The 11680-nt window shown below is 62.6% G+C and carries 10 protein-coding genes and 1 pseudogene; 1 reads left to right on the top strand and 10 read right to left on the bottom strand.

What is annotated here, in order from left to right; genetic code table 11:
• Positions 1 to 66: 66 nt before the first annotated feature.
• From dcd to THIARS_RS07045, 4 genes and pseudogenes are all read right to left on the bottom strand, one after another.
• Positions 67 to 636: a dCTP deaminase gene (gene dcd / locus THIARS_RS07060; protein ID WP_094159997.1), complete on the bottom strand. Its 570-nt coding sequence runs from the start codon at positions 634 to 636 to the stop codon at positions 67 to 69.
• 166 nt (positions 637 to 802) lie between these two features.
• Positions 803 to 1081, bottom strand: coding sequence for a DUF167 domain-containing protein (locus THIARS_RS07055; protein ID WP_222423039.1), 279 nt, complete (start codon positions 1079 to 1081; stop codon positions 803 to 805).
• A gap of 108 nt (positions 1082 to 1189) precedes the next feature.
• A pseudogene (locus THIARS_RS07050) lies at positions 1190 to 1417 on the bottom strand (histone H1); the annotation flags it as partial.
• Between the two features lie 522 nt (positions 1418 to 1939).
• Positions 1940 to 3241, bottom strand: coding sequence for a ribonucleotide-diphosphate reductase subunit beta (locus tag THIARS_RS07045; RefSeq protein ID WP_094159994.1), 1302 nt, complete (start codon positions 3239 to 3241; stop codon positions 1940 to 1942).
• Between THIARS_RS07045 and THIARS_RS18575 the strand changes: the two genes are divergently transcribed.
• A complete protein-coding gene (locus tag THIARS_RS18575) occupies positions 3141 to 3389 on the top strand; it encodes a hypothetical protein (RefSeq protein WP_186436640.1) in 249 nt (82 codons plus the stop codon). The genes THIARS_RS07045 and THIARS_RS18575 overlap by 101 nt on opposite strands.
• Positions 3390 to 3401: 12 nt before the next feature.
• On the opposite strand, the gene THIARS_RS07040 is transcribed toward THIARS_RS18575, so the two are convergent.
• From THIARS_RS07040 to THIARS_RS07015, 6 genes are all read right to left on the bottom strand, one after another.
• Positions 3402 to 6341, bottom strand: coding sequence for a ribonucleoside-diphosphate reductase subunit alpha (locus tag THIARS_RS07040; RefSeq protein WP_094159993.1), 2940 nt, complete (start codon positions 6339 to 6341; stop codon positions 3402 to 3404).
• A gap of 368 nt (positions 6342 to 6709) precedes the next feature.
• Positions 6710 to 7315 (bottom strand): 1,6-anhydro-N-acetylmuramyl-L-alanine amidase AmpD, encoded by a 606-nt coding sequence (ampD, locus tag THIARS_RS07035; protein ID WP_094159992.1) that lies wholly within the window; start codon positions 7313 to 7315, stop codon positions 6710 to 6712.
• Positions 7302 to 8786, bottom strand: a complete 1485-nt coding sequence (locus THIARS_RS07030) for a sigma-54-dependent transcriptional regulator (protein ID WP_094159991.1) — start codon at positions 8784 to 8786, stop codon at positions 7302 to 7304. Before THIARS_RS07030 ends, ampD begins: the two co-directional genes overlap by 14 nt.
• A gap of 62 nt (positions 8787 to 8848) precedes the next feature.
• The gene (locus THIARS_RS07025; RefSeq protein WP_094159990.1) at positions 8849 to 10579 is read right to left on the bottom strand and encodes a sensor histidine kinase; all 1731 of its coding nucleotides are present in this window, start codon (positions 10577 to 10579) and stop codon (positions 8849 to 8851) included.
• The gene (locus tag THIARS_RS07020) at positions 10563 to 10781 is read right to left on the bottom strand and encodes a PP0621 family protein (RefSeq protein WP_094159989.1); all 219 of its coding nucleotides are present in this window, start codon (positions 10779 to 10781) and stop codon (positions 10563 to 10565) included. Before THIARS_RS07020 ends, THIARS_RS07025 begins: the two co-directional genes overlap by 17 nt.
• Positions 10778 to 11503, bottom strand: coding sequence for a cytochrome C assembly family protein (locus THIARS_RS07015; protein WP_245845615.1), 726 nt, complete (start codon positions 11501 to 11503; stop codon positions 10778 to 10780). The genes THIARS_RS07020 and THIARS_RS07015 overlap by 4 nt, the downstream gene beginning before the upstream one ends.
• Between the last annotated feature and the right edge of the window lie 177 nt (positions 11504 to 11680).

The raw sequence follows: 11680 nt of genomic DNA, 5'->3' as shown, positions 1-11680 counted from the left end.
CTACACGAGCGCACCGCCATGGTCCATTCGGCTTGGATGGTGCGGTCCCGGCGCGCGGCTTGATTGTCAAGTCTTGGGCAGGGTGACCCCCTTCTGCCCCTGGTACTTTCCGCCTCGATCCTTGTAGCTGGTCTCGCAAACCTCGTCGCTTTCGAAGAACAGCACCTGGGCGCAGCCCTCACCCGCATAGATCTTGGCCGGCAAGGGTGTCGTGTTGGAGAACTCGAGCGTCACATAACCCTCCCACTCGGGCTCGAAGGGCGTGACGTTGACGATGATGCCGCAGCGCGCATAGGTGCTCTTGCCCAGGCAGATGGTCAGCACATTGCGCGGAATGCGGAAGTACTCCACCGTGCGCGCCAGGGCAAAACTGTTGGGCGGGATGATGCACACATCGGCCTCGATATCGACGAAGCTGCGTTCGTCGAAATTCTTCGGATCCACCACTGTGCTGTAGATGTTGGTGAACACCTTGAATTCACGAGCACAACGGATGTCATAGCCGTAGCTGCTGGTGCCGTAGCTGACGATGCGGTGCCCATCTGCCGCATGTCTGACCTGCTGCGGCTCGAAAGGCTCGATCATGCCGTGCTCCTGGGCCATGCGGCGGATCCAACGATCGGATTTGATACTCATGCTCGTGCTCTGTAGGTTGTTACGGCGGAGTTGAAAAAGCGAAGCTGCGGAACGACCCTCGGCGTATGTCGCGGCGCTGGCGAAGCTGCCTATTGGAACAGTTGGGCATGCCGCGACGCCGATCGCGCCAGCGCAGCTCCTCGCAATCTTGCATGGTCCGGCCTGCTCATGGCCGACGGTGCGCGTTCTGCGCCATGTCCACCAGGGGCTCGAGGATGCTCGCCACGCTTTCCGCGGACATGGCCACGGCCAACTGTTTACGACGTGATTTCTCCCCGCGCAGGATGCTGACATCGCGACGCGCTAGGGCCAAGGTCTCGGCCAACCAGGCACATAAGGCAGCGTTGCCGCGGCCATCCAGCGCTGGAGCCGCGATGCGTACACGCAGCGCCCCGGCGTGCAGACCGACCAACGCTGTCGTCTTAGCGCCGGGTTGGGCAGCCACGCACACAATCGTCTTGGTTTCAGCGGCGCGCAACCATGATGGGTACTCGACTCGCATGCGTAAAAAAACCTGGGCACTAGGCCCAGGTTTTCACGGTGGCAGGCTCGATTAAGGCTTGTCGCCGGTCGGGAACGGCCAGGCTGCCTGAGGGCTAAGCGCCGTCTTCGCAGCAGGAGCGGGCTCCTTCTTCGCCGGAGCGGCCTTCTTCGCCGGAGCGGCCTTCTTCGCCGGAGCGGCCTTCTTCGCCGGAGCGGCCTTCTTCGCCGGAGCAGCCTTCTTCGCCGGAGCAGCCTTCTTCGCCGGAGCAGCCTTCTTCGCCGCGGGTTTCTTCATTGCAGTTGCCATTTGGATTCTCCTTGATCAAGTGTTATTGAAATTCATTCACATCCATTGCATCCAAAGCTCCTCATGGTCCTGCCTCCCGGCAGTTTCCGATACGGGACATTTGCAAATGCACCGATGTGCACAACCCCCGACAAACCAGCGCTGGCTTGCCAGGGGCCACTCACGAAACGCAAGATTTGCGTTGGCGTTTCGATGAATGTTGGGGTTTCCGACAGGTGGGTTGCATGAACACCAGAATTGTCGGATCTTGTCTTTGAACCCAGGGAACCGGCGGCGGCGCCGCCGCGGTCCATGCGAAGAAAACCCGTCACGACGCGGGCCGCAATAAGACGAGAAACGAAGGACAAAGCACCAACACCGCGCATCATCCTGAAGCGGGGATGGAAGATCCCGGCGGAACGTATTCCACCGATTTGCATCCCAGGCCTTAAATCACAGCCCTTCAAGTTGTCCGTCCTAAAGGCTTGATAGTCATGGTGTGTTTCGGGAGTCGATGCCGAAAGTCGGCCTCGATTATTCCCAGGACAGGGCTCCGCCCGACTGGTACTCGATCACGCGGGTTTCGAAGAAATTACGTTCCTTTTTCAGATCGATCATTTCGCTCATCCATGGGAACGGATTCTCTTCGTTCGGGAAAATCGCGTCCAGCCCGATCTGCTGGGCGCGCCGGTTGGCAATAAAACGCAAATAACCCTTGAACATGGAGGCGTTGAGCCCCAATACCCCTCGCGGCATGGTGTCCTCGGCATAGGCATACTCGAGGTCAACAGCCTTATGGAATAGCGCCGTGATTTCGTCCTTGAACGTGCGGGTCCAGAGATGCGGGTTTTCGAGTTTGATCTGGTTGACCACGTCAATGCCGAAATTGCAATGCATGGATTCATCGCGCAGGATGTATTGATACTGCTCCGCCGCTCCCGTCATCTTGTTCTGGCGCCCCATGGACAAAATTTGGGCGAAGCCGACATAGAAGAACAATCCTTCCATGAGGCAAGCAAAAACTATGATGGAGCGCAGAAGCTCCTGATCGTTGCGCTCGGATCCCCCGAAGGCGGAGGTTCGGAACTCGGGATTCGTGAGGGTGTCGATGAAGGGGATGAGAAATTCGTCTTTATTGCGAATCGACGGAATTTCATGGTAAGCATTGAATATTTCACCCTCATCCAAACCCAATGATTCGACGATGTACTGGTAGGCGTGGGTGTGGATCGCCTCTTCGAAGCCCTGCCGCAGCAGGAACTGCCTGCACTCCGGGTTGGTGATATGCCGATAAGTGCCAAGCACGATATTGTTGGCGGCAAGCGAGTCGGCGGTGACGAAAAAACCCAGATTGCGCTTGACGATGCGACGCTCGTCCTCTGTCAAGCCGTTGGGATCCTTCCATAAAGCGATGTCCCGCGACATATTGATTTCTTGCGGCATCCAGTGGTTGGCGCAGGACGACAGGTATTTGTCCCAGGCCCACTTGTACTTGAAAGGGACCAGTTGATTGACATCGACGCGGCAATTGATGATGCGCTTGTCCTCGACCTGAACCCGGCCCGTGGACGAGGCTCTTTGGCTGTATACATCCGCCGTGCCTGGCGCGTTCAGGGCGCCCAATACACCGTGCTGGACGGCGCCCGCGGATGCGCTGCCGGAGAGGGTTTGGAACAAGGGCCGTCCTACCCCCTCTTCCGCGGCCGGGGAAGACGCAGACAAAGATGCGAGTGAAATGGCGGACGAATTGATGGACGATTTGGCGGGCGAAAAAGCGGATGACCCACGCGCCATGGGCGCGCTTGCGCTTTCAGTATTTTCTTCCCAACTCAGCATGGCTTTTCCTTCTTTGAATTATCAGATGTTTATGACATACATTCAATATGCGGAGCACGAAATCGGCGCGGATATCGCGCTTCATCGCTGCAGCATGACGCGCAAAACCAACGGCAAGGCGCTATGGCGACGAAACCATGCTCCATGACAAATGTTGGGCTTACTGGCAAGCCTCGCAAGTTGGATCATCGATGGCGCAGAACTTGATATCGCTTCCAGCCGTCGGCGGCTCCACCGCCGGGGCCGCAACCGATGAGGCCTGCATATGTTGCGCGCCGCCCGCAGCTTGCGGCACGGCATTGAGTCGGCCGGATTTGACGGTGGACTTTTCCGCGTGTGTGGCGCTCATGGTGCGGAGGTAATAGGTGGTCTTCAGACCGCGCAGCCAGGCGAGTTTGTAGGTTTCGTCGAGTTTCTTGCCCGAAGCTCCAGCCATATAGATGTTGAGCGACTGCGCCTGATCGATCCACTTGCTGCGTCGCGCTGCCGCCTCGATGATCCACTGCGGGTCGACTTCGAACGCCGTCGCATACAGCGCCTTGAGATCGGCAGGAATACGATCGATGGGCTGCACGCTGCCGTCGAAATACTTCAGGTCGGCGAGCATGACCTGGTCCCACAGTCCACGCGCCTTGAGATCGCGCACCAGGTACTGATTCACCACGGTGAACTCTCCCGACAGATTGGACTTGACATACAGGTTCTGGAAGGTCGGCTCGATACAGGCGTCCACGCCGATGATGTTGGAGATCGTCGCGGTGGGTGCGATGGCCACGCAATTGGAGTTGCGCATGCCATGGGTTTGGATGCGCGCACGCAGCGCGTCCCAATCGAGGCTGGCGGATGCATCGATGTCGACGTAACCGCCACGTTGCTCGGCGAGAAGTTTCAGCGTGTCGTGCGGCAGGATGCCCTGGTCCCACAAGGAGCCTGGATAGCTGCTGTAGCGCCCGCGCTCCTGCGCAAGTTCGGTAGACGCCCAGTAGGCGTGATAGCACACGGCCTCCATCGAGCGGTCGGCGAATTCCACGGCCTGCTGCGAGGCGTAGGGGATGCGCGCCAGATGCAGACAATCCTGGAAGCCCATGATGCCCAGTCCCACCGGCCGGTGCTTGAGGTTCGAGTTGCGGGCCTTGGCCACGGCGTAATAGTTGATGTCGATGACGTTGTCGAGCATGCGCATCGCCGTGGACACGGTGCGCCGGAGCTTGTCGTGGTCAAGCACGTAGCCGCCATCGGGGCCTTGCTTGAGATGCGCCACGAGGTTGACGGACCCGAGGTTGCACACCGCGATCTCGGTCGCGCTGGTATTGAGGGTGATCTCCGTGCACAGATTGCTCGAGTGCACCACGCCCACATGCTGCTGCGGGCTGCGCACATTGCAGGCGTCCTTGAACGTGATCCAGGGATGTCCGGTTTCGAACAGCATGGTCAGCATCTTGCGCCACAGCTGCGCCGCGGGAATGCTCTTGTGCAGCTTGATCTCGCCTTGCGCCGCCTTCTCCTCGTAGCGCAGGTATGCCTGTTCGAAAGCCAGCCCGAACTTGTCGTGCAGGTCGGGCACGTCGGAGGGCGAGAACAGCGTCCAGTTGCCTCCTTCCATCACGCGCTTCATGAACAGGTCGGGCACCCAGTTGGCGGTGTTCATGTCGTGGGTGCGGCGGCGGTCGTCGCCGGTGTTCTTGCGCAGTTCGAGAAATTCCTCGATGTCCAGATGCCAGGTTTCCAGATAGGCGCACACCGCCCCCTTGCGCTTGCCGCCCTGGTTCACGGCCACGGCGGTGTCGTTGACCACCTTGAGGAAGGGCACCACGCCTTGGGATTTGCCGTTGGTGCCCTTGATATGGCTGCCCAGGGCGCGCACCTGGGTCCAGTCATTGCCCAGCCCGCCGGCGAACTTGGACAGCAGGGCGTTCTCCTTGATGGCCTCGTAAATGCCATCGAGGTCGTCGGCCACCGTGGTGAGATAGCAACTGGAGAGCTGTGAGCGGCGCGTGCCCGCATTGAACAGGGTTGGCGTGCTGGACATGAAGTCGAAGCTGGACAGCACTTCGTAGAACTGAATGGCGCGCGTCTCGCGGTCGATCTCGTTGAGCGCCAGGCCCATGGCCACGCGCATGAAAAAAGCCTGCGGCAATTCGATGCGGCGACCGTCCTTGTTGTGCCGGGTGTCGGCGCGGTTGGCCAGGAAATAGCGGTCGTACAGGGTCTGCAGGCCGAGGTAGTCGAACTGCAGATCGCGCTCCGGTTTGAGCGCAGCGCCCAGGCGGGCCAGATCGTACTGGGCAAGGCGCTCATCGAGCAATTCCAGGCCGACGCCTTCCTTGATGAATTGCGGGAAGTACTCGGGATAGCGCGCCGCCATGTGTTCCTGCACGACCTCCTCGCCCAGCACGTCCTTGCGGATGGTGTGCAGCAGCAAGCGTGCCGTGGCCTTGGCGTAGCCGGGGTCGCTTTCGATCAGCGTGCGCGCGGCGAGGATGGCGGCCTTGTACACCTCCGCCATGGGCACGCCGTCATAGAGATTGCGCTGGGTCTCGGCCAGGATGGGTTCGGGTCTGACCTCGGCGCCGAGATCGGCGCAGGCCGAGCGAATCAGGTCGTCGAGGGCGGCCAGGTCCAGCGGCTTGCGCACGCCATCGTCGGTGACATGCAGGGTTTGCACGGCCGGGACCGCAGTCTCCTGCTTGTGCCTCGCGCGCTCCTGCGCACGACGTTCACGGTAAAGCACATAAGCACGCGCCACCTCGTGCTGGCCAGCGCGCATCAACGCCAGTTCGGCATGATCCTGGATGTCTTCGATATGAAAGGTTCCCCCGCCCGGACGGCTGCGCAGCAACGCACGCACCACCGCCTGGGTGAGTTCCTCGACCTGCTCGCGCATGCTGGCCGACGCCGCGCTCTGTCCACCCTGCACGGCAAGAAAGGCCTTGGTCAACGCGATCTGGATCTTGGCCGGCTCGAACCCCACCACCGCACCGTTGCGGCGAATGATCTTGTAGTCGGCATAGTGTTGCGGCGTGTTCGCGTCGTCGCCGACGGGCTGCCGGAGGACGGAGGCTTGTGAATCGGCGGCGAGCGGGGATGGGACGAGGTTCACGCAAGATCTCCTAAGGCTAGATGGTCACGCCAAACGCCATCGTGGGGACGCTCGACGGCAAATTGACGTTGAAACGAATGTTGGGTGGGGTCTGGCGCAGACTGGGTTTGGGAAACTCAGACGCTGACGGCAGCGGGACCGGAAAACAGTTGGGGACACTGATTTGGAATCCATTTCGAACCTGCGCGCACAACCCTTGTTTGCACTATATCTAGCGTTTGGATGGATAGCAAGACCCCATAGCTAGCGCAAACCCTGCTCACAGGCTTTGCACAGCCTTATCCACAATCAAGTGGTTCGGAGCATGCTGCCGTACTGGCATTTGCACCCCGAACGGGCGTGAAAGATCGCCCGTGGGTGAACAGGCCCTAGCCTTCGTGCGAAGGAAAGGCCGACGCAGCAAGGCCGCTTGCGCGGCGTATGACCGGCCAGTCGAAAAGAGGACCGGGATCCGTCTTGCGGCCCGGCGCGATATCGGAATGTCCAGCCATGGCCTTGATGGGATAGGCCTGGATCAGCGCAGAAACGAGCGCGACGAGGCTGTCGTATTGCGCCGGCTCGAATGGCATGGCGTCGGTGCCTTCGAGTTCGATGCCAATGCTGAAGTCATTGCAGCGGGCTCGCCCCCGGAAGGACGATGCCCCTGCATGCCAGGCGCGCTGGTCACACGACACATACTGCAACAAGGCTCCATCGCGCCGGATGAGGAAATGCGCCGAAACACGCAACCCCTCCAGCTCGGCGAATTCGGGCCGGGCCCGGTGGTCGAGCGCGCCGAGAAACAAATCATCGATGAACCCGCCGCCGAACTCGCCCGCCGGCAGCGAGATGCTGTGCAGCACGAGCAAGTCCGCATCGACCCCGGCAGGCCGGGCATCCCAATGTGGCGAAGGACGACGCAACGCGTGGCGATACCAGCCCTGATCGAACAAGGCGCCTGCGGCCCCATCGCCACGCCCCTTAGCGCGGCTCATCGTAAGACTCAGAAGCGGCGCCCTCGTCGCGGATGTCGAGGCGCTCCATGCGGTAGCGAATCTGCCGCAAATTCAACCCGAGCAACTGTGCCGCCGCGGTTCGGTTGAAGCGAGTCCGGCGCAGGGCCTCGAGCAAGATGTTGCGCTCGATCTGGTCCAGATAGGTCGACAGCTCCAGCGGCAGCGCTGGGGGCGCCCAGGCCGCAACGGGTTGCGTGCCGGCGTCACGGCGCGCCGGGGGCTGCGTCCAACCAGTTCCACCATGCCCGGGCGGGGCCGCGACGGCCCCGTACAGCGGCGGCTGCATCTCCGCGGGCGGGTCCAAGTCCTGCGGCCCGATGAGGTCCGTCGCAGCCAGCGCGGTCGCGCGGTGCAGAAGGTTTTCCAGCTCGCGCACATTGCCGGCGAAAGCATGCAGCCGCAATTGCTGCAGGGCATCCTGGCTCAGGCGCAAGCCCGGCCGGCCGTGATCGGTCCGGATGCGGCCGAGCAGGGCTTCGACGAGTTGCGGCAGATCGTCGAGCCGTTCACGCAACGGCGGAAGCGTCACGCCGATGACATTGAGCCTGTAATACAGATCCTGCCTGAACGTGCCCTCGGCCACGCAGCGTTGCAGGTCGCGATGGGTGGCGCTGACCAGGCGCACGTCCACCGGCGTTTCGGCGATTTCGCCCAGAGCGCGGACCTTGCGCTCCTGCACTGCGCGCAAGAGCTTGGCCTGCATGGACAAAGGCAATTCGCCCAGTTCGTCCAGGAACAGCGTGCCCCCCGCCGCCGCGGCGAAAAAACCGTCATGCGAGGCTAGAGCCCCAGTAAACGCGCCCTTGCGATAGCCGAAGAACTCCGCCTCAAGCAGATGCTCGGGTATGGCACTGCAATTCACGGGAACGAAAGGCCCTGCCGCACGGTTGCTGAGTTCATGCACGGCACGCGCGGCCAATTCCTTGCCGGTGCCGGATTCGCCCTGGATGAGGACCGGCGCCATGCCGCGCGCCGCGCGCCGCAGGGTGTCCTTCACGGCAAGCATCGGGGCGGAATCGCCCACCATCGCCAGCAATGCCGACGCCTGCCGGTCCAGTGAGCCGGCAGCGGCACCTTGAGCAAGCGCGGATCGCACAACCTGGCGTAGCTGGCGCAAATCGACCGGCTTGGTCAGATAGTCGAACGCGCCCATCTTCAGCGCCTGCACGGCGGTGGCCGCGTTGCCGTAAGCGGTGGCCATGACGATGCGTTCGGCGCGGCGCTGCGCGGCAGCCCAGGCCAGGATGTCCAGTCCCTCGCCGTCGGGCAGGCGCATGTCCACGATGGCCACGTCGAAGCCCTGCTGCGCCATGCGGGCACGCGCCTCGCCCACGCTGGCCGCCTCCTCCACCTCCCAGCCCTCCCGCACCAGGGTCAGGGTGTAAAGCTCGCGCAGATCGGGTTCGTCATCGACGACCAGAATGCGTATCGGTGTTGCTGCTTCAGGCATAGGATGTTTCGTCGTCAGAACATCGATTCACATGCAGCGCTGCGCGGGCCGCCTCATGGCAGTCAGGTCTCGCCAGCTCGCACAGGCGGTTCGGCGGCCATGGCGAAGATGACGAACTCGCCAAACGCCTTGGGCTCGTGTTCTCGCCGCACCCGGTATTCCAAACGCGCCGCATACCGGGAACACAGTTCCTGGGAAATATACAGACCCAGTCCGGTGCCACGGCTGTCCGTCGTGAAAAAAGGCTCGAACAATTGCGCGCGCAGCGGCGCCGCCACCACCGGCCCGTCGTTGGCCACGCTGATTTCCTTCACTCCTCCGACGCCCCGCTGGCGAATGCGAATGGCGCCGTGGCGATTGCTGGCAAAACGTCGTGCGTTGCTCAGCAGGTTCACAAGCACCCGGCGCAGATGCTGCGGGTCGAAATGCATGATGGCCGCCTCGTCGTCGGCCATAAGCTCGATGCGCCCGGGTGTGTCGTGGCCGAATTCGAAAGCCAGTTCACGCAGCAGGCGCATGGGCTGAAGCTCGACGCCTTCGCGTGCGGACGAGCGCCCAAGATCGAGAACGTCTTCGACGATGCGATTGAGCCTGTCCACATTCTGCGCGATCAAGGCCGACATACGCTGACGCTGCTCCTCGCTCAGTCCTGCCTCGGCGGCAAGCTGATTGGCCTGCGCAATGGCGCCGAGCGGATTGCGGATTTCATGCGCCACCCCAGCCACAAGCCGGCCCAGCGCGGCGAGTTTGTCCTGCTGAATCTGGTGGCTGATCTCGCGCAAGTCCTGTACGAACACCACATAGCCATGCCCGCCTGGAAGTTGGCGCAGAAGTTGCACGCGTGCCTGCAAACGCAATCCGTCGGCGCCGTCGAACATCACCGGCTGCTGCACCTTCCCGGACGCGTCCTGCCGGCGCACCGCGTCGGCCAGCACGCGCGCGCCAGGATAGGTGGCCAGGCCCGCACGCTCGAATTCGGACACATCCTTGTCGCGCAGGCCCAGCATGCGCATGGCGGCGGGGTTCGCCGCTTCCACGCGCAATGCCGAGTCGAGGACGAGCACGCCGTCGGGCTGCTCCAGCAGGACGTGGCGATTGATGGCCTGCTGCCGGTTCGCGCGAACTTCGCTACTGCGCGCGCGTTGTTCCTGCCGCACCAGGCGCTGGGATAGCTGCCAGGCGAGCAGTCCCATGGCGAAATAGGCCGCGCCGACGAAGCCAGCGCCGAGGAATTGCGGATCGGCCAGGCCGGCCGGCTCGGTCAGCATCAGGAAAGCCTGCGACAGCAGGACCAACGTCACCGCTGCCGCCGTGGCCAGCGTGAAACGCAAGTTGCCATAGACGCCCGCGGCCAGAACGGGCAGCGTGTAGCTGAGCACGAATTCGCGCGAAGGCTGGCCAGCGAGAAACTGCAGCGCCGCGTAGCCAAGCAGGTCGGAGCACACGGCGGCCAGCACTTGCCAGGCAAAACCTCGCGACGTGATCAGGCTGAAACCGAGTTGCAGCACGACCAGCACGACATAGGCGGAGGCCACCCGCATGCCCAGGGGGTTGAAGCCGCGGACCTGGGTGAGCGCCATCAACACGAACCACCCCAGCAGGATGACCCCCATCACCAGTCTTGCCCCACCCAGCAGCCGGAATGCGCGCAAGCGCTCGCGGCTCGGCGCGGCGCCTGAGATCAAGCGGTCGAGCAAGTGTCGGGATTGACCGGAATCCGAGGCCGATCGCGGGTAGGCGAATCCGCTGTCCGCCTCGGTGGACCGACCGCGCGATTCAGCCCAGGCGGGCATGTTCGGAGCAGCAATACGGCCGCTCGCCCTTCCAGACGCAGCGACTCGCCGGGACGTGAACCCCGCAGTGCTGGCAGGCGTGCATGGGCTCGGGCGGCGCAAGCGCCTTGCGCTTGCCTGTGCGGTGGATCGGGCGCTGCTGGCTTCTCTTGAACACCATCAGTCCGACGATCACCACCACGAACAGAACGAGGTACTTCATCGGTGCAGGATGACCTGAAGCACGAACCGGGAGCCCACATAGCTCAGCAGCAAAAGGGCCGAACCGGAGAACAACCAACGCAAAGCCTGGCGACCCCGCCAACCCAACATGCCGCGCCCCAACAGCAACACCGCGAACAGCAACCAGGACGCGACCGCGAAAACCGTCTGATGATTGAACTCAAAAGCGTGACCGAACAGTTTTTCGCTGAAACTCACGGCGAACACCAGCGAAGCCGTGAGAAGCGCGAAACCCAAGGCTGCGAGACGATAGGTCAGCTTCTCCAGCGTCAGCAGGGGCAATGCCGGACCCAGGCCAGCCAAGGTCGGCCGGCGCCGGTGCAAGGCGCGCTCGGCCGACCACAACATGAGTCCATGCAGCACGGCCGCGCCGAACAGCCCGTAGGCTGCGATCCCCATGGCCCAGTGCAGGGCGAAGGCCACGCCCGCCCCCGTTGGGGTCGGCCGGTCGCCCGGAAAGATCCAGGTCAGCAGCAGGGAAATGGCCGCCAGCAGGCAAATCCAGGCCCGCAAACCCTGCAACGGGTAGTACAGGCTTTCAATCCAATACACCGCCGCAACCAGCCAGAAGGTGAGCGACAGCGCGGGAGCAAAACCGAAATCGGGATCGTGCAGCCCCCTGAGCACCAGAATGAAGGTGCCGGAATGCGCAACCCAGGCCAACAGCATCGCGACCGTTGCCGCATCGCGATATGCCGGCATGGCGGGAGCGGCGACCGCGGCAGACCGCGGACCGCGCGGGCGGGCCAAGAACGAAGCCAGCAGGTAGAGTGCGAAAGCCGCACCGTTGACTAAAATCCACATGTTTCGAGTTTAACCGAGGGTCTCGCCACTCTGGCCCGCCCCCTGCAGCCATCCGGCGACCCGCGCCGCCTCCTA

This window comes from Thiomonas delicata, from assembly GCF_900088825.1.
Taxonomy (GTDB): Bacteria; Pseudomonadota; Gammaproteobacteria; order Burkholderiales; family Burkholderiaceae_C; genus Thiomonas_A; species Thiomonas_A delicata.
This window is presented reverse-complemented; position numbering and strand designations above follow the sequence as displayed.